The organism is Methylophilus sp. DMC16 (assembly GCF_056314045.1).
This window is the reverse complement of the sequence record NZ_JBQUZC010000001.1, coordinates 1,472,452-1,490,742: the sequence shown is the minus strand read 5'-3', so window position 1 is coordinate 1,490,742 and position 18,291 is coordinate 1,472,452. Positions and strand designations below refer to the sequence as shown.

The following is an 18,291-nucleotide window of genomic DNA, read 5'->3' as shown; positions in this document are numbered from 1 at the left end:
CACTCAAAAAAACATCAATCACGCATAGCTTTACGTCATGCCCGCTATCCATCGTCAACAAGAGGAGGCTTAATATGAAGGTAAACACGGAATCAAACCACTTTTACACCCCCCAGCGCGGACCGACACAGATGGACGCAACTAATTCCGCAGCGTTTAAATCAGCACTATCAGCAGCCACCGCCGAAGCATCCACCCCCAAACAATCAGACTTCACTAGCATGACGCGCAAAGAAATGTTCGATTGGATGAACGAGCAAATCCGTAGCGGAAAGATGTCACTGGATGAGAGTTCACCTTTCCTGGGGATGACTATGAAAGTCTCGGTAGCGACTGGTCAACCAGTCGATATGGCCACAGATACCACGCCTATCAATTTCGTTGAGAAAGCCCGCTTGGGCATTGAAGGCGCCCGCTCAAATAACGATCCAGATTTAGCCAAGAGGCTACAGGCGGCGATAGATGTCATGCTCAAGCAGCAAGGCTAGGCGCTTGGTGTGAATGCGTGTGTATAAAATGTGGGCAGATGTTGGCATACCCCGTCCTCAATCTAGACGCTTGTCGGTTCCAGTTAGCTCCAAGGTATCTAATGGACTGTTTTTAACCTGACCCTAAACCTCACTGTGTTCGATACGCCAGCACAGGCTGTAAGTATTCACTGAAAAAAGCATCAATGACGAAAAGCTAAGTTTCAAATATTAAGTTAGACTTTAAGGCGATAATATGAGGCGTGTTCGTTCCACCCCTGAGCTGCAGCAACAGTTGCAAGAACAGCTGCACTTGCTTCAAAGCTATTGTACTCAATTTGACAAAGGAGACTGGCTGGCTGCGAAGCCAATGTCGACCTCACTTCGTGTTTTGTTGCATCATAAAGATCGACCCCAAGCAGGCCAGGGTTCACTTCTTGCCCAACTCGGTCTTAGGGGTGGTTTTTGGCTGGACTCCACGCGAATTTTCGGTCAGTCATTCCAATCTAGCGAGATGAGCTGGCCTCAATTGCTAATCATGGAGATGAGTGATAAAAGTGTTGGTTTTAAGCCTAAAATTCTTGGAAAAGATTTTCATTTGAGAAAAACCTCATTTATGGAGTGGTGGACCGGAGAGATTGGAAATCATCCTAAATTTGGACCTATTAGCAGAAAAAAAATTGTTACCAGTATGGCGGATCAAGATGGTGGGGCACATGTCGACGGCCATGTGGATGATGGGTATGCTGCATTTAGTACTGGCGAGTATTTCAATGTCACCATTGGTGAAAAAATGGAGTTGGCTAGAGGCGCAGCTCATGCATGTATCCGCACCATTGCTCATGAGACTATATTGACTATCTATCGATATGCGCCAAAATCAGTCGTTAGCCCCTATCGATGGACCCCATTAGGAAGCAATGAATCAAATTCAATACCAGCCGAGTAGGGTGGGCAATTAATTGCCCACGATTCATTTAAATGTGTGCAGTGATGCCAACTCATTAATCGCGACTATATCCATTTAGTCAGGTAGGGCAACTCGTTGCCCACGCGGTAAAACTCACGCACAATTCCACCATGTCACGTTATCGTCGCTCTAACACTTCTGGAGCTACTTACTTTTTCACAGTTGTGACTTACCGTAGGCAAAGATTTCTCTGTGATGAGGATGTGCGTGATGCGTTAAAACATGCCATCCAAAAAGTCCGTGCTGACCATCCTTTTACAATCGACGCATGGGTTTTGTTGCCTGACCATATTCATTCCATATGGACGCTATCACCTAATGACGCAAACTTTGCGCTTCGTTGGCAACTCATCAAACGCTATGTAAGCCATGCTTGTGGTGCGCGCTTAAACCGTGCTGAATGGATGACAGCATCCAAAACAAAATACCGTAAATCGACCATTTGGCAACGCCGTTATTGGGAGCATCAAATTTGCGATGATAACGATTATTCAAAGCATATGGATTATTTGCATTTCAACCCACATAAGCATGGCTTAGTGAGCAACGTGAAAGATTGGCCTTATTCAACATTTCACCGATATGTTAAAGCGGGCGTTTATGATGAGGATTGGGGTGTGGGGCTAGATTTTGTGGAAGGAGCGTTTGGTGACGGGTAACGAACTTACGCGTGGGCAACGAGTTGCCCACCCTACAGACTGAGCGACACCGCAACGCGATTTCTTCAACATAGCGAGCATGAAATACGAGGTCAGGTCTCAAGACCTGGCCGCGTATTTTGCCATTTGGCTACGGTGAAAAAGATACTTGAAATACACTTTGCAGTAACTTTGCTATAATCCTGTAGAAATAGCATTTCATTTTTTGCTTTTGACGGGCTTGTAGAGGTTCTGGTTGCTTGAGCGCCCGCTGCTCTGATACTAATGGGAGAACTTGATGTGGCCGATTAGATTTTTATTCGCCGTAGGACTGTTATCGCTAGCGGCGCCTTCTTCAGCCGATGTGATCCTGGCGCTCACACCTACCGCCAGGATCGACTTTGAGACGCAAGTAAAGATCACCTATACGTTGACCGGTAGGGCTAGCAGTCCTGGAGGGCAGAATGTAGGTGAATTTATCTTCCGAATCGCGCCTATGAGTCTGCCCACCGCAGGCAATATAGCCTCGGTCTTTAATCCAACCATCGCACTTACCGGCCCCTGGGCGAATCCAAATTTCGGCACACGTGGTGCCATTATAGCTGCTTCTAATAGCAGAGTAGGTTTCGATGCATTCAATTCAGAACCGGGTAAGTTTAGTACGATTGATGCGACAGGTGGAGTTGTGGGCACATTTGACATAATCTGGAACCGTCTGCTTGCGGGCCAGTACGACGCGGCTATACCCGCTTCTGCGATGGGTGGTGTTTACTCGCTCACAACATCGGGTGACTTTGATTTCTCTCCAACCATTGCAACGTCCTCCGGTGTATCCACATTTATCACGGCAGTTCCTGAACCGGGATCGATGTTACTCATGGCGATTGGAAGTTGCGGATTGCTCTTGCGGCATCGTCACCAACAGAGAAACCGCCAATAAGGTTCGACAACTGAAATGGATTCTGCCAATACGTATCAACGACGCAAACGCAAGTGCGCGACGAAAAAGGTCGTGCACCAAAGTTCGCGGTCTGGTACTTTCGAAATGGTGGGGCACTCGCGCGCACTTGGTTACGACCAGCCGAGTAGGGTGTGCAATTAATTGCCCACGATTCATTTAAATGTGTGCAGTGATACCAACTCATTAATTGCGACTATATCCATTTAGTCCCCGGACATATCCAAAATAATCCCCATTAACACTTTATCTCGCCACCCATAGTGGTGATTCCCGCATTTGCAGGTACTATCTGCCCTCTACCATTCAAGAAGTGTCGTTTCCTCATGCAAAGTGAAGTCAAAGAGCCCGTCAGCCATGCCGTTGTGGCGGCCGTGCAACTGCCCAATGTCAGTGATATGGAGTTTGAAGCTTCGCTGAATGAGCTGCGTGAACTGGCAAAAACGCTGGGCTACAAGATTGTCCACACCTTTGTGCAGAAGCGCGCAGGCTTTGATATCACGGGCTATCTGGGCGTGGGTAAGCGCGAAGAGATTCGTGATTATGTGCGCAGTATGGCTGGAGACCCTGAGGCGTTGGCGTTTAATCCAGATGCGCTGAATATCGAGGCGGTGCTTGTTGACCATGAAATCTCGCCGTCGCAGGCGCGTAACCTCGAAATTGAAGTGGGCTGCGAGGTGATGGACCGTACCATGGTCATTCTCGAAATTTTTCACCGCAACGCTCGCTCACGCGCAGCGCGTGCGCAGGTGGAGATTGCGCGGCTGGGTTATATGGCGCCACGTTTGCGCGAGGCGGCCAAGCTGGCGGGCCCGCAGGGGCGGCAGCGTAGCGGGGCGGGTGGGCGTGGTGCCGGTGAGTCGCACACCGAGCTGGATAGACGCAAGATTCGCGACCGCATTGCCGAGCTGCAACAAGAGATTGTGATCATGGATGGCGAGCGCCGCACGCAGCGTGCACGGCGACAGGAGCGGCAGACGATGGCGAGTGTGGCGCTGGTAGGCTATACCAATGCCGGGAAGTCTACCCTGATGCGTGCACTGACTGGCAGCGAAGTGCTGGTGGCGAACAAGCTGTTTGCCACGCTGGATACCACGGTGCGCGCCTTGTACCCCGAGAGCGTGCCGCGCGTGCTGGTCAGTGATACCGTCGGCTTTATCAAAAACCTGCCGCATGGCCTGGTGGCGTCTTTTAAATCCACGCTGGATGAGGCACTGGATGCGGCGTTGTTGCTGCATGTAATTGATGCCAGTGACCCCGGGTTTGAGCGTCAGTTGGAAGTCACAGACACCGTGCTGGAGGAAATTGAAGCTGACACCGTGCCGCGGATTCGCGTGTTTAACAAGATAGATTATGTGGGTGATGCCGCCGCGCAAGCCGAGTGTGAAGCTGCACTGCGCCTGAAATATCCAGATTGCATCGTGATGAGTGCACGCCGCCCTGATGAAGTGGCTAGTCTGCGGCAGAAGATCGTCGACTTTTTTCAGCAAGACCTGGAAGAAACCGAGCTTTTCCTGCCATGGTCGGCACAACAAGTGCGCGGCAAAATTTATAGCAGTTGCCAGGTGTTGAGCGAGCGCTCTGAGGAGGAGGGCACCTTCTTCACCTTGCGCGGTGAGCCCAATACCTTCGCGCAATTGCGCGAGCAAGTTTTGCAGCTACAATAAATCGCCAGCCTCGAATGCCCACCTGTTGACCTCCATACACGGCACTGGCAACATGCAGGAATCATTCTTTTAAAGAGCCTTGTTAGCGCTTTGCCTATCATGAAAGAACGCCTGGTCTGCCCCGTTTGTAAAACCGCGGGATCACTGCTGGATGTGGTGGATTTAAACAAATCTTGCGAGGAACAGCGTGGAAAGTATCTGCCTCTCGCAGGCGTTGCCGTCTATTACGGCCTGTGCAATCACTGCGGTTTTTGCTGGGCGCCTGAGCTGCACCAATGGCCTTTAAGCAAGTTTGAGGAAGATATCTACAACGCGGACTATGGGGTGGTCGATCCTGACTATCTTCAGATCAGGCCAACCTCAAATGCAGAGGTCTTGCGTTCGATCTTCCCTGTTTTTCCGCCTACGTTGCGGCATCTGGATTATGGTGGCGGCAACGGGTTGCTCTCACGGCAATTGTCAGCGGTAGGTTGGCATTCTAGGTCGTATGATCCCTTTGTAGACAAGCACACAGACATTGCATCGCTCGGACAATTTGAGCTCATCACCGCCTTTGAGGTATTCGAGCATGTGCCTGATGTATGGGCGCTGATGTCAGACTTGTCATCGTTGCTGGCTCAAGACGGATTGGTGTTGTTTTCTACCTTGCTCTCTGACGGTAATATCCATCCAAACCAGCGGCTGAGCTGGTGGTATGCATCCCCGCGTAATGGCCATATCAGCCTGTTTTCAAGAAACGCGCTCACCCTGCTAGCCCAGAGCAAGCAATTTAACTTTGGAAGCTTTAATAGCGGCTTCCATGCTTTGTACACTACCGTACCATCTTGGGCGAGCCATCTGATTCGTGTGGGTTAGCCACCAATCAAAACGGCTAACCGCACGGGTGCATTAAGCCTGTGCCAAGCTAATAAAGGCCTGTACGTAATCAATCTGTATATCTGCTTCTCGAATCCCTAAGTAAATCTGCTTGGCAATACCTTGCTTACCTAGCTTGACCGGCACCACGTCAAACCGGGCTTGATATTCCTCCACTAACCAACGCGGTAAAGCTGCCACTCCGCGGCCGCTGGCGACCATTTGCAGCATGATGTCTGTGGTTTCTATCGGCTTATGCACGTGCGGACTAATACCGGCGGGTTGTAGAAACTGGTTGTAAATATCGAGACGGTCTATGTCTACCGGGTAGGTGATCAGCGTTTCGCTGCTGAGTTGCTCGGGTCGCACGTAGTCTGCTTGCGCGAGTGCATGTTGACGATGCACGACGAGCACTTGTTCGTAATCAAACACTGGCTGAAACAGCAGGCCTGGTTTATACAGTGGGTCGGGCGTGACCAGCATGTCGATCTCGTAGCCAAACAGCGCACCGATGCCGCCAAACTGGAACTTCTGTTTGACGTCCACATCCACATCCGGCCAGTCGGCCAGGTAGGGCGAGACCACTTTGAGCAGCCATTGGTAACACGGGTGGCATTCCATGCCGATGCGCAGGGTGCCGCGTTCGCCTTGCGCAAATTGGCGCAGCCGCTCTTCAGCCAGTGATAACTGCGGCAGCAGGCGGTTGGCGACGGCGAGCAGGTATTGCCCGGCCTGGGTCAGGCGCAGGCTGCGCCCTTCGCGTAGCCAGATATCCGTCCCCAGTTGCTGTTCGAGCTTTTTAATCGAATGACTGAGCGCCGACTGCGTGAGAAACAGTTTTTCAGCGGCAGCGGTGAGTGAGCCTTGTTGCTCGACCTCACGGATAATCGCCAGATGGATGCGTTCTATCATGTGTTATATATGAATTAAATTAATAGATGGTTGAAATAATACCATTTTACTTCATGGGTTGTGCTTTCTAGAATGCCGGTTCTGATTTGTTAAGGAACCCATCATGATCACGACCCACAACCTCGGTTTTCCACGCATAGGCGCACAGCGCGAGCTCAAGTTTGCGCTGGAGGCTTATTGGAAAGGCCAGTCTTCGTTAGACACCCTCAAGCAGATAGGCAAAGACCTGCGGCAACAGCACTGGCAATTGCAATCGGTGCTGGATTTTGCACCTGTGGGCGACTTTGCGTTTTATGACCAGGTGCTGGACATGAGTTTTACGCTGGGCAATTTGCCTGCGCGGGTCCAGGATTTTCATGGTGACCCACTGGATAACTATTTTCGTGTGGCGCGTGGACGCTCGGCTGAGTCTGCGGAAGCGCATGCGCAGTGTTGCGGTGGCGTGGCGGCAGGCGAGATGACCAAATGGTTTGATACCAATTATCACTATATCGTGCCCGAGTTTACGGCCAACACCCATTTCAAGCTGGATGCGTCGCGTCTGCTTGCGCAATTGGCCGAAGCGAGGGCACTGGGCGTGCAAGCCAAGCCGGTGATCATTGGACCAGTGACTTATCTGGCGATTGGCAAGGCCAAGGATGATTCAGACCGGCTGGCGCTGTTACCGCAATTGCTCAATGTGTATGCCGAATTGCTGGAAACGCTGGCGCAGCAGGGCGTGGCGTGGGTGCAGGTGGACGAACCTGTGCTGGTGGCCGAGCTGACACCGGAATGGCAGCATGCGTTTAACCTAGCCTATCACCAACTCAAGAGTAGCCGCGTCAAGCTGCTGCTGGCGACCTATTTTGGCCCGCTGGCGGATAACCAATACCTGGCAGCCAACCTGCCGGTCGCCGGTTTGCATATAGACGCCATCAATGCCCGCCATGAAATTGTGCCGTTGCTGGCAATGTTGCCTGCACACAAGGTGCTGTCTCTGGGCGTGATCAATGGCCGCAATATCTGGAAAACTGATTTGAATGCGACACTGGACTGGCTGGCGCCGATTGCCGAGCGGCTGGGGGAGCGTTTGTGGCTGGCGCCTTCTTGTTCGCTGTTGCATGTGCCGGTGGACCTCGACAGCGAGCTTAAACTGGATAGCGAAATCAAGTCATGGCTGGCATTTGCCAAGCAAAAGCTCGAAGAGCTGCAGGTGCTGGCCACGGCCTTAAATCATGGCCGCGAGGCGGTGAAAGTGGCTTTGGCCGTCAATCAGGTGGCGATAGAGGCGCGTCGGCTATCCAAGCGTGTGCACAATCCGGCTGTGAAGGCCGTGCTGCAAACATTGACGCCGCAACTGGGGCAGCGCCAGAACGTTTATACGCAGCGCGCTGCCAAACAGGCCGCTTTGTTCAACCTGCCCAAATTCCCCACCACGACCATCGGTTCGTTCCCGCAGACGGCAGAAATCCGTCAGGCGCGTCGCCAGTTCAAGGCAGGTGAGTTGGATCAGGCAGATTATCAGGCCGTGATGAAAGCCGAAATTGCGCGTAGTGTGCGTGAGCAGGAAGCGCTGGGGCTGGATGTGCTGGTGCATGGCGAGGCGGAGCGCAACGACATGGTGGAGTATTTTGGCGAGCAACTGGAGGGCTATGCCTTCAGCCAGTTTGGTTGGGTGCAGTCCTACGGCTCACGTTGCGTCAAGCCGCCTATCCTGTTCGGCGATATCAGCCGCCCAAAAGCCATGACAGTGCAATGGATTGAATACGCGCAATCACTGACCAGCAAGCCGATGAAAGGCATGCTGACTGGCCCGGTGACCATGTTGAACTGGTCGTTTGTGCGCGATGATCAGCCACGTGAAGTGTCTTGCTACCAGTTAGCGCTGGCCATACGCCAGGAGGTGCTAGATCTGGAAAAAGCCGGTATCCGCATCATCCAGATTGACGAGGCGGCCTTGCGTGAGGGCTTGCCCCTGCGTAAATCAGACTGGAAAAAATATCTGCAATGGGCGGTGGCGTCGTTCCGTATCACCGCAAATGGGGTGGCCGATGAAACGCAGATCCATACCCATATGTGTTACTCGGAATTCAATGACATTATTGCCGAGATTGCCGACATGGATGCCGACGTCATCACCATAGAAACCTCGCGCTCGGACATGGAGCTGCTGGATGCGTTTGATGACTTTAACTACCCGAATGAAATCGGGCCCGGTGTTTACGATATTCACTCGCCGAATATTCCAGAACCTGAGCGGATGGTCGCCTTGATGCAAAAAGCGGCGGCGCGCATCCCGGCCGAACGTTTGTGGGTGAACCCGGATTGTGGCTTGAAAACCCGCCAATGGGCAGAAGTGATCCCGGCCTTGCGCAATATGGTGTCTGCGGCCCAGCAGTTGCGTGCACAGGCCGCACTTTAAGCCAGTGTATTAAAATCACTTACACATTCACTTACAGTGCCCGCATAGAGGGCCCTTTTTTACCACGCGAGGAGGCGGTAAACAATTATTTTTTATTGATAATGATTTTCATTTGTGTTTTTTCTTGCCTGCCGCTAAGATATGGTTTTTATTGATTGTCTTTTGCGCAGTGCATCTTCATCCTGAACATTCCAAACTCGTGGTTGCCTTGGTCTATCACTACGACGAATTGGTGAGCTATGTCAGACGCCGTTTTGGCGACCAGCATTTCGCCAGGGATGTGGTGCATGATGTCTGCCTGGAGATCATGGAGCGGCCGCCGCAACTGGCGGTGCAAACGCCGATGGCGTTTTTGCGCAAGCTGTCGCGTCACCGCGCGATTGACCGCTACCGGCAGTACCAGACGCAACAATCCCACCTCAATCACTTGCAGCAGACAGCAGAGCACGCGCACCAGATTGATGGCGAACGCGTCATGCATTTTGTACAACGTCTTGAGGCTTTGAAGCGCATCATAGAAGCGCTGCCAGCCCGGCAACGGCAAGTGTTTTTGCTGCATCGCCTGCACGATATGCCGCAGCAGGAGATTGCCGATGCGCTGGGTATTTCACGCAATATGGTGACGCAACATTTTAACAAGGCCATGGGCAGCATCCAGCGGCAGTGGGCGGGGCTATGAAAGCATCGGAACACACATTGCGTGCGCCCAACCAGCCTGCTGACCATCAAGATCCGCTGGCGCCATACGCTGACGCCTTGCGCGCGCACTTTCCCTCCAGGGAGGCCTTGCTGCAGGAAGCCATGCAGCAAACCCGGCAACGGCGTCGAATAAAACAGGCGTTGGCAACCACCGCTTGTGGCCTGTTGGCGGCCGTGGTCTGCTATGACCCGGTATTGTCCAGCCAGCACCTGCAGACGGCAATTGGTCAGTCTGCCCACTTCCAGTTACCGGATGGCTCTGCTGTCAGTCTCAATACCAATACCGTTCTGGTGGCCGAGCAACATCTGCGTTCGCGGCAATTAACGCTGGTACAAGGCGAAGCACTGTTTAAGGTGACACACGCCTGGCAACCGTTTACCGTGGATGCCAACCAGGTGAAGATTCGCGATATTGGTACCGTGTTTAACGTCCGCAATACCGCGCAAGGGGCCATGGTCACGGTGGTGGAGGGCAGTGTAGACGTGATCACTGCGCAGGCACAGCGTCGGCTGACTAAAAATCTCTCGGTGACCACCCGCGGCGCTGCCATTTCTGAAAACCGGTGTACCAGTGCCGAGGCGGCTACCGCCTGGCAGCACGGGCGATTGATTTTTGATGGGCTGCCACTGCGTGACGTGGTGGCCGAATTGCAGCGCTATCACGCTGGCCAGATCACACTGGCGGATGCCCGGGTGGGGCAATACCGCCTATCAGGCGAATACGATATCAATGGCATCGCATCCTTGCTGGCCGTGTTGCCCGAGATTTTGCCCGTGCGTGTCGAAAAACAGGCAGAGGCTGACGTGGTGATCCGGCAGCGTTAATCCGTGCGGTTAAGCCGGATTCGCCGGTTCGATCACGCTGAGTCAGGATCATCCTTAAAAAAAATTTCTAAAGGACATCAACATTGGCGAAGGCTGACACGACATACCCATGTCATTCATTATTTATTCAATGGGAAGAAGATGTCATTTACTCGCAACTCTGCCTTGTTCGCCGCTTTGCTGTCCAGCCTGTCTGTGCATGCCGTCGAGCTTGATATGCCCGCACAACCGCTAGACAAGGCGTTGAAGGCCCTGGCCCACCAGACCGGGGAAAGCATTATTTTTTCAACGGAACTCACCGAGCACAAACAGGCGCCTGCGCTCAAGGGTGACTTGAGTGTGCGGCAGGCGCTGGAAAAGCTGCTGGCAGGCAGCGGGCTGGTGTTAAAAACTACTGCCGCCGGCTATACGCTGACCAAAGCCGCTCCCCCGCCACATACACATAGTGAGCCACAAGACCTGCCAGAGGTCAGCGTGTCTGGGCAAACTGTACAAGAACCCGCCAATGGGCCAGTCAAAGGCTATGTTGCCAAGCGTAGCGTGACGGCGACCAAAACCGATACCGCCCTGATCGAAACGCCGCAATCGTTGTCGGTTGTGACACGTGACCAGATGAACGCACAGGGCGTGCAATCGGTAGGCGATGCCTTGCGCTATACCGCGGGTGTGCAGTCCGAAGCAAACGGGCCAGACCCGCGCGCTGACAATATCGGCATCCGTGGCTTTAGCCTGGGCCGGGACCAGTTCCGCGATGGCTTGCGTAATTACGCATTTAATAATCAGGGCGGTACGGTGGTTGAAGCTTACGGCCTTGAGCGCATTGATTTATTGCGCGGCCCTTCCTCCATTGTGTATGGCCAGGGCGCGCCGGGGGGGCTGGTTAACCTGGTCAGCAAACGGCCCACGGATAAACCGCTGCATGAGCTGGGGTTGACCTTGGGACAGTATGACCGGCAACAGGTGCGTGGCGATGTCAGCCAATGGCTGGATGATGAGGGCGTGTGGTCTTACCGCCTGGTGGGCTTGGTGCAAAAAAGCGATACGCAGATCGACCGTGTCACTGACGACCGCGTCTATCTGGCGCCTTCATTGACTTGGCGACCTTCGGACGCGACCCAGCTGACCTTGCTGACCGACTACCAGAAAAATGACCGTGGCCAGGGCTACCAGGCATTGCCGCGGGTCGGCACGCTTGTGAGCAGCCCCTTTGGCAAAATTTCCACCAGCCGATATGTGGGGGAGCCTGGCCTGGATAAATACGTGCAGGAACGGTATTCGGTGGGCTACCAGTTTGAACATGCGTTTAATGAGCACTTGACCCTGCGCCAAAACCTGCGCTACCAGCAACTGCGCACCGATGCCATTTCAACCTATTTGGTGAGCTTACGCGCAGACCAGCGCAGCATTAACCGGGCAGCGATGGGCACCGATGAAAATGTCGACAATGTGGTGGTGGATACGCATCTGCAAGGGCACTGGTCACATGGCATGTTTGAGCATACGGTGCTGGCGGGGATAGACAGCCAGCGCCTGGATAACCATGTGCTGCGTACATCAGGGACGGCGAGTCCGCTGGATCTGTATACGCCGGTGTATGGAGCGACGCCGGTGAATCTGGTGCTGTCAGCCAATTTGAAGCAACAGCAACGCCAAACCGGGATTTACTTGCAGGACCAAGTAAAAATTGACCGCCAGTGGGTGGCGACCCTCGGGGTTCGTCAGGACCATACCCGCATGCAAACAGATAATGTGCTGAGCCCTGCCGCCTCGTCCTCGCAACGCGATCAGGCCGAAACCTGGCGCAGCGGCCTGGTTTACCTGGCGGAGAATGGCCTGGCGCCGTATGCCAGTTACACGGAGTCGTTTTTACCGGTGATCGGCACCATGTTTGATGGCAAGGCCTTCGCCCCTGAAACCGGCAAACAATATGAACTGGGCATCCGCTACCAGCCTAAAGACAGCCAGACACTGTTGAGCGCGGCCGTCTTTGATTTGCGCCGCCAGAACGTGACCACGACTGACCTGCAGCATCCTTTGTTTAATCTGCAGAATGGGGAGGTGCGTACCCGCGGGCTGGAGCTTGAAGCCAAGACTCAGTGGGACGCCTGGTCGCTGATTGGTAGTTATACTTATATGCTGCCTGAAATCACGCGCAGTAATAATAGCTTGCAGGGGGTGCCGTTCCAGGGCAAAGATCCTAACCATGTGCCTCACCATACCGCCGCATTATGGACCGACTACCGCTTGCCTGGCGGCTGGGTGCCGGGCATGGTCGTCGGCGGCGGCGTGCGTTACACCGGTAGCCGTTTTGGTAACGATGCAAACACCTTCAAGCTGCCGTCTTATACACTGGTAGACTTGGCGGTCCGTTATGATTTGTCCCAGCTGGGCACAAGCTGGAAAGGCTGGCAGTTTGCACTCAATGCCAGTAATTTGTTTGATAAGGAGTATGTGGCCAATTGTGCATACAGTGGCGACGGTTGCAAATGGGGCTACCGTCGTAATGTGATGGCCAATTTAAATTTTCAATGGTAACGAGACACGCACTTGTGGTTTGGCATCGCTGGGTAGGCCTGGCGATGGCCGCTTTTTTGGTCATTGCCGGCTTTACCGGCGCCATCATCGCTTTTCAGGATGAGCTCGATGCATGGCTCAATCCACACCTGTATCAAGCGTTATCGCAACCAGGCCAACCCATGCTGGACGTGTACCAGCTGCAAGCGCAGGCGCAACAGCAGGCGCCCGCCAATACCCGGGTCGATGAATTGCAATTCAAACTGCCACAAATCGCGCTGGAAGATCACCACGCAGAAGCCGTGATCTTCCGCCTCACGCCTGTGGATCCGCAGGCCAGCATCCCGGCAGATCAACTGTTTATCAACCCGCAATCAGGTAAGGTGCTGGGGTCACGCTTATCCACGGCGGGTCCTTTCCAGCGCGAGACGCTATTACCGTTTTTGTATAAGTTGCATTATTCGCTGGCTTTGCCCGGTGTCAGCGGCCGCCTCATCATGGGCATCGTTGCCGTGCTGTGGACGCTGGATACCTTTGTGGCGTTTTTCCTCACCTTGCCCCGGCGGCAGCCACAATCCAAAAGCAGTTACTGGCAACGCTGGAAACCGGCCTGGCTGGTCAAATGGCAAGCTTCGACCACGCGTATCAACTTTGACCTGCACCGTGCAGTCGGGCTCTGGCTGTGCAGCGTGTTGCTGGTCTTTGCCTGGTCCAGCGTCATGTTCAACCTGCGCGAGCAGGTCTATCTGCCCATCATGACCAAGCTGATGCCGTTTGATTTGTCCTGGCGCAGCATCCCCAAATTGCCGCAACCGCTGACCAGCCTGCCCATGCCCTGGCCGCAGGCTCACCAGTTGGCGCAGCAAGCCATGCAAGGCTTTGCAAAAAATCATCAGCTGCAGATTGATTACGAAGACCGTTTGCGTCTGGATCGCGAGCGCGGCGTGTACCAGTATTTTGTGCATAGCTCGGCCGATTTGCGGCAAGACCGGGGCAATACGGCCATTGCGATAGATGCCTATACCGGTGAAATCAAAGGCCACTGGCTGCCGACGCAAGACCAGTCCGGGAACACTTTTAGCAACTGGCTGGGTGCTTTGCATATGGGGCAGGTGTTTGGCCTGCCATACCGTATTTTTGTCTGTGTTACTGGACTCTCGCTGGTGATGATTTCAGTCACGGGCGTGCTGATCTGGAGTAGAAAGCGCCAATCGAGTCGAGTGATTGAAACACTGCAACGCAAAAAATGGCACCGTTCGCTTTCCTAAAAAAATATATTCAGGCAAAACAATCACTTAGTGTCTCATAACAACATATTGTGTTTTTGTGTGTTGAAAATGCATATATATTGATTTATAGTCACGTCCATACGGTATACGGGCACTGATCAGTGCCTGTCTTTAAAAGGGAATCTGGTGCGCGATGGCGATGGCCATTGTCAAGCCAGAGCTGCCCCCGCAACTGTAATCAGCGAGTTGTTTGCTGCTTTGCTCGCCACTGAAGCGATTCGGGAAGGCCAAGGCAAACAATCATGACCTGAGAGCCAGGAGACCTGCCGTGATTTTTTCTTGTTAACGTTTGAGGCGGGGTGTCCTCGGCAGATGCAGTGAGTCCTGTACTGATTGCAAGTCTGGTCTTTAAACGGGTGCAGGTTTTTTCTTTGATTGCTCGACAACGGGTAGGCTATTGCCAGAAAAAATGCGCCCCGCAGCCAGTGCCGTGTCTCTTCCGCCGCCAGCACTGGGAGCCACCATGACACAATACGAATCCATGCAAGCCACGAAACGTGATGGCCGCAAGGAACCGATTAACCTCGACAAGATTCATCGCGTCATTGACTGGGCCGCGCAAGGCCTTAACAATGTGTCGGTGTCACAGGTGGAGCTCCGTTCGCATATCCAGTTTTATGATGGTATCCGCACCGACGATATCCATGAAACCATCATCAAATCTGCTGCCGACCTGATTTCGGAAGAAACCCCGGATTACCAGTACCTGGCTGCACGCCTGAATATTTTTCACCTGCGCAAAATTGCTTACGGCCAGTTTGAGCCACCGCATTTGTTTGACCATGTGACCAACCTGACAGCGCTGGGCAAATACGATCCGCACCTGCTCAAGGATTACAGCCGCGAAGAGTTCGATACGCTGAATGGCTACTTGGACCACTGGCGCGACATGAATTTCTCTTATGCCGCCGTCAAGCAGCTTGAGGGCAAATACCTGGTACAAAACCGCGTCACCAAAAAGATCTACGAGAGCCCGCAGTTCCTGTACATTCTGGTGGCGATGAGCCTGTTTGCCAACTACAAGGGCCAGGCGCGTCTCGATTACATCAAGCGTTTTTATGATGCGGTGTCTACCTTCAAGATCTCACTGCCGACGCCAATTATGTCTGGCGTGCGGACGCCGACACGCCAGTTCAGCTCTTGCGTGCTGATTGAGTGTGACGACAGTCTCGATAGCATCAACGCCACTTCCAGCGCGATTGTGAAATACGTGTCGCAGCGCGCCGGTATCGGCGTCAACGCAGGCCGTATCCGTGCGCTGGGCAGTGAAATTCGTGGCGGTGAAGCACAGCACACCGGCTGCCTGCCGTTCTATAAGCTGTTCCAGTCTGCGGTCAAATCCTGCTCACAGGGCGGGGTACGCGGCGGGGCGGCGACGTTGTTCTACCCATTGTGGCACCTTGAGGTTGAATCCCTGCTGGTCCTCAAAAACAACCGTGGTGTGGAAGAAAACCGCGTGCGCCACCTCGACTACGGCGTGCAGATCAACCGCCTCATGTACCAGCGCCTGATCAAAGGTGAACAGATCACCTTGTTTTCGCCGCATGATGTGCCCGGCCTGTATGACGCGTTTTTTGCCGATCAGGATACCTTTGAGCGCCTGTATACCCAATACGAAGCCGATGACAGCATCCGCAAGCGCAGCTTGCCTGCCGTAGACTTGTTCTCGCTCATGATGCAAGAGCGCGCCGGTACCGGCCGTATCTACATCCAGAACGTGGACCATTGCAACACGCATAGCCCGTTTGACCCGGCTGTTGCGCCAGTGCGCCAGTCCAACCTGTGTATGGAAATCGCACTGCCGACCAAGCCACTCAATGACATCAACGACACCGAAGGCGAAATTGCGCTGTGTACCCTGTCAGCCTTTAACCTGGGCGCGCTGGAATCCCTGGACGAGCTCGAAGGTCTGGCCGACCTCGTGGTTCGTGCATTAGATGCCTTGCTCGAATACCAGGATTACCCAGTCAAAGCCGCGCTCAACGCCACCAATAAGCGCCGTTCACTGGGCGTGGGCGTGATCAACTATGCTTATTATCTGGCCAAAAACGGCACCAGCTACACTGACGATGCTGCGCTGGGCCTGACCCACCGCACGTTTGAAGCGATTCAATACTATTTACTCAAAGCTTCGGTGCAGCTGTCACGCGAGTTTGGTGCCTGTGGTGCGTTTAACGAAACCACTTATGCCAAAGGCATTTTACCGATTGATACCTACAAAAAAGATCTCGACGCCGTGTGCAGCGAGCCGCTGCATCTGGATTGGGAAAGCCTGCGTCAAGAGATTCAAAAAGATGGCCTGCGTAACTCTACATTGACCGCGCTGATGCCTTCCGAGACTTCCAGCCAGATTGCCAATGCCACCAACGGCATTGAGCCACCGCGTGGCCTGGTCTCGGTCAAGCAATCCAAAGACGGCATCTTGCGCCAAGTGGTGCCTGAGATTGACCGCCTGCGTAACCAGTACCAGTTGTTGTGGCGCATCCCCAGCAATGACGGCTACCTCAAGCTGGTGGGCGTGATGCAGAAGTTTGTCGATCAATCGATTTCAGCCAACACCAACTACGACCCAACCCGTTTTGAAGGCGGCCGCGTGCCGATGAAGCAACTGCTGAAAGACCTGCTGCAAGCTTACAAACTCGGCGTTAAAACACTGTACTACCACAACACCCGCGATGGTGCGAGCGAGGGCGGTACGGAAGCCGAGGACGATGGGTGTGCCAGCGGAGCCTGCAAAATTTAAATAAGCATTGACTCAGTGGCTGCGCGGGCAAATTGCTGCGTTGTGCGGTGCGCGAAATCCTCATGTACTCTCGTGTACATTCCGGTTTCTGTGCTCCGTACGCCTTGCACTTTATCCCGCTCGCTCACTGATTCAACGCTTATTGCAGTGGGGTAATAAGTACAATTTAAAAACAGTTTGAGCATTAAACTTAAACATTAGGAACACAGATGGCCTACAGCATCTTCACCAAAACCGATAACGATCAACTCAAAGAACCCATGTTCTTTGGGCAGCCCGTCAATGTGGCGCGTTACGACCAGCAGAAATATCCGGTATTCGAGAAGCTGATCGAGAAGCAACTCTCCTTCTTCTGGCGCCCGGAAGAGGTTGACGTGTCGCAAGACCGTTCCGATTACCAGAATCTGCCCGAGCACGAAAAGCATATTTTTATCAGCAACCTCAAGTATCAGACCTTGCTGGATTCGATTCAGGGCCGTAGCCCCAACGTGGCCTTGCTGCCACTGGTGTCCCTGCCTGAGCTGGAAACCTGGATTGAAACCTGGGCGTTTTCCGAGACCATACACTCGCGTTCCTACACCCACATCATCCGCAATATCGTCAATGATCCGTCGGTGATGTTCGACGACATCGTGCGCAATGAAAACATCACGGCACGCGCTTCGGATATCGCACATTATTACGATGAGCTGATCCAGCAAACCATGCTGTACTCGCAGCTGGGCGAGGGCAATCATGTCATCAATGGCGATACCAAAGTGGTCAACAAGCGCGCGCTCAAAAAGCTGCTTTACCGTTGCCTGATGAACGTGAATATCCTCGAAGCCATCCGCTTTTACGTCAGCTTTGCCTGCTCGTTTGCCTTTGCCGAGCGCAAGGTGATGGAAGGCAACGCCAAGATCATCCGCCTGATTGCGCGTGATGAGGCCTTGCACCTCACCGGCACACAGCACATGCTCAACATCATGCGTTCTGGCCAGGATGACGCCGAGTTTGCCGAGATTGCCGCAGAACTGCACACCGAGTGCTTCGAGATGTTTAAATCCGCCGCCGAGCAGGAAAAACTGTGGGCCGAGTACCTGTTTAAAGATGGCTCCATGATTGGCCTCAATAAAGACATTCTTTGCCAGTACGTGGAATACATCACCAACACTCGCATGGCTTCAGTCGGCTTGCCTCCGGCATTCCCCAATGCCAAAAACAACCCGATTCCATGGATCAACACCTGGCTGTCTTCAGACACCGTACAAGTGGCCCCTCAAGAGGTAGAATTAAGTTCTTACTTGATCGGGCAGATTGATTCAGAAGTATCGGCTGACGATCTCAACGACTTTGAGTTGTAATTGGCTGCGC

14 protein-coding genes and 1 riboswitch are annotated in these 18,291 nt (G+C 53.4%); of the genes, 13 read left to right on the top strand and 1 reads right to left on the bottom strand.

Going from position 1 to position 18,291, the window contains the following annotated elements:
* Positions 1–74: 74 nt before the first annotated feature.
* The 6 genes from ACT53D_RS06990 to ACT53D_RS06965 all read left to right on the top strand — a co-directional run bounded on the left by ACT53D_RS06990 (position 75) and on the right by ACT53D_RS06965 (position 5,555).
* The gene (locus tag ACT53D_RS06990; RefSeq protein WP_476155296.1) at positions 75–488 is read left to right on the top strand and encodes a hypothetical protein; all 414 of its coding nucleotides are present in this window, start codon (positions 75–77) and stop codon (positions 486–488) included.
* A gap of 235 nt (positions 489–723) precedes the next feature.
* Positions 724–1,416 carry a hypothetical protein gene (locus tag ACT53D_RS06985; RefSeq protein ID WP_476155294.1) on the top strand — a complete coding sequence of 231 codons (693 nt, stop codon included), beginning with the start codon at positions 724–726 and terminating at the stop codon, positions 1,414–1,416.
* Positions 1,417–1,547: 131 nt separating this feature from the next.
* Positions 1,548–2,096, top strand: a complete 549-nt coding sequence (locus ACT53D_RS06980) for an REP-associated tyrosine transposase (RefSeq protein WP_476155292.1) — start codon at positions 1,548–1,550, stop codon at positions 2,094–2,096.
* Positions 2,097–2,373: 277 nt separating this feature from the next.
* Entirely contained in the window at positions 2,374–3,015 is a 642-nt protein-coding gene (locus tag ACT53D_RS06975; protein ID WP_476155290.1) for a PEP-CTERM sorting domain-containing protein, read from the top strand.
* A 344-nt stretch (positions 3,016–3,359) separates the two neighbouring features.
* Positions 3,360–4,700: a GTPase HflX gene (gene hflX, locus ACT53D_RS06970; RefSeq protein ID WP_476155288.1), complete on the top strand. Its 1,341-nt coding sequence runs from the start codon at positions 3,360–3,362 to the stop codon at positions 4,698–4,700.
* Positions 4,701–4,799: 99 nt separating this feature from the next.
* Positions 4,800–5,555 carry a class I SAM-dependent methyltransferase gene (locus tag ACT53D_RS06965; RefSeq protein WP_476155286.1) on the top strand — a complete coding sequence of 252 codons (756 nt, stop codon included), beginning with the start codon at positions 4,800–4,802 and terminating at the stop codon, positions 5,553–5,555.
* Positions 5,556–5,588: 33 nt separating this feature from the next.
* Here ACT53D_RS06965 and ACT53D_RS06960 read toward each other — a convergent pair whose 3' ends face one another.
* Entirely contained in the window at positions 5,589–6,467 is an 879-nt protein-coding gene (locus ACT53D_RS06960; RefSeq protein WP_476155284.1) for a LysR substrate-binding domain-containing protein, read from the bottom strand.
* A gap of 103 nt (positions 6,468–6,570) precedes the next feature.
* Between ACT53D_RS06960 and metE the strand changes: the two genes are divergently transcribed.
* The 7 genes from metE (at position 6,571) to nrdB (ending at position 18,281) form a co-directional block, all read left to right on the top strand.
* Entirely contained in the window at positions 6,571–8,868 is a 2,298-nt protein-coding gene (metE, locus tag ACT53D_RS06955; RefSeq protein WP_476155282.1) for a 5-methyltetrahydropteroyltriglutamate--homocysteine S-methyltransferase, read from the top strand.
* A 169-nt stretch (positions 8,869–9,037) separates the two neighbouring features.
* A complete protein-coding gene (locus tag ACT53D_RS06950) occupies positions 9,038–9,547 on the top strand; it encodes an RNA polymerase sigma factor (RefSeq protein WP_476155280.1) in 510 nt (169 codons plus the stop codon).
* Positions 9,544–10,392 carry a FecR family protein gene (locus ACT53D_RS06945; RefSeq protein WP_476155278.1) on the top strand — a complete coding sequence of 283 codons (849 nt, stop codon included), beginning with the start codon at positions 9,544–9,546 and terminating at the stop codon, positions 10,390–10,392. Before ACT53D_RS06950 ends, ACT53D_RS06945 begins: the two co-directional genes overlap by 4 nt.
* A 141-nt stretch (positions 10,393–10,533) precedes the next feature.
* Entirely contained in the window at positions 10,534–12,927 is a 2,394-nt protein-coding gene (locus ACT53D_RS06940) for a TonB-dependent siderophore receptor (RefSeq protein ID WP_476155276.1), read from the top strand.
* Between the two features lie 14 nt (positions 12,928–12,941).
* Positions 12,942–14,174, top strand: a complete 1,233-nt coding sequence (locus ACT53D_RS06935; protein WP_476155274.1) for a PepSY-associated TM helix domain-containing protein — start codon at positions 12,942–12,944, stop codon at positions 14,172–14,174.
* An 85-nt stretch (positions 14,175–14,259) separates the two neighbouring features.
* Positions 14,260–14,480, top strand: a riboswitch (cobalamin riboswitch).
* Positions 14,481–14,658: 178 nt separating this feature from the next.
* Entirely contained in the window at positions 14,659–16,938 is a 2,280-nt protein-coding gene (gene nrdA, locus ACT53D_RS06930; RefSeq protein WP_476155272.1) for a class 1a ribonucleoside-diphosphate reductase subunit alpha, read from the top strand.
* A 209-nt stretch (positions 16,939–17,147) separates the two neighbouring features.
* Positions 17,148–18,281: a class Ia ribonucleoside-diphosphate reductase subunit beta gene (gene nrdB, locus ACT53D_RS06925; protein ID WP_476155270.1), complete on the top strand. Its 1,134-nt coding sequence runs from the start codon at positions 17,148–17,150 to the stop codon at positions 18,279–18,281.
* Positions 18,282–18,291: the final 10 nt, after the last annotated feature.

Coding starts and splice junctions, on each gene's coding strand:
- nrdA (WP_476155272.1), top strand. CDS start 14,659: ATGACACAATACGAATCCATGCAAGCCACGAAACGTGATGGCCGCAAG.
- hflX (WP_476155288.1), top strand. CDS start 3,360: ATGCAAAGTGAAGTCAAAGAGCCCGTCAGCCATGCCGTTGTGGCGGCC.
- ACT53D_RS06975 (WP_476155290.1), top strand. CDS start 2,374: ATGTGGCCGATTAGATTTTTATTCGCCGTAGGACTGTTATCGCTAGCG.
- metE (WP_476155282.1), top strand. CDS start 6,571: ATGATCACGACCCACAACCTCGGTTTTCCACGCATAGGCGCACAGCGC.
- nrdB (WP_476155270.1), top strand. CDS start 17,148: ATGGCCTACAGCATCTTCACCAAAACCGATAACGATCAACTCAAAGAA.
- ACT53D_RS06980 (WP_476155292.1), top strand. CDS start 1,548: ATGTCACGTTATCGTCGCTCTAACACTTCTGGAGCTACTTACTTTTTC.
- ACT53D_RS06990 (WP_476155296.1), top strand. CDS start 75: ATGAAGGTAAACACGGAATCAAACCACTTTTACACCCCCCAGCGCGGA.
- ACT53D_RS06945 (WP_476155278.1), top strand. CDS start 9,544: ATGAAAGCATCGGAACACACATTGCGTGCGCCCAACCAGCCTGCTGAC.
- ACT53D_RS06965 (WP_476155286.1), top strand. CDS start 4,800: ATGAAAGAACGCCTGGTCTGCCCCGTTTGTAAAACCGCGGGATCACTG.
- ACT53D_RS06940 (WP_476155276.1), top strand. CDS start 10,534: ATGTCATTTACTCGCAACTCTGCCTTGTTCGCCGCTTTGCTGTCCAGC.
- ACT53D_RS06985 (WP_476155294.1), top strand. CDS start 724: ATGAGGCGTGTTCGTTCCACCCCTGAGCTGCAGCAACAGTTGCAAGAA.
- ACT53D_RS06960 (WP_476155284.1), bottom strand. CDS start 6,467: ATGATAGAACGCATCCATCTGGCGATTATCCGTGAGGTCGAGCAACAA.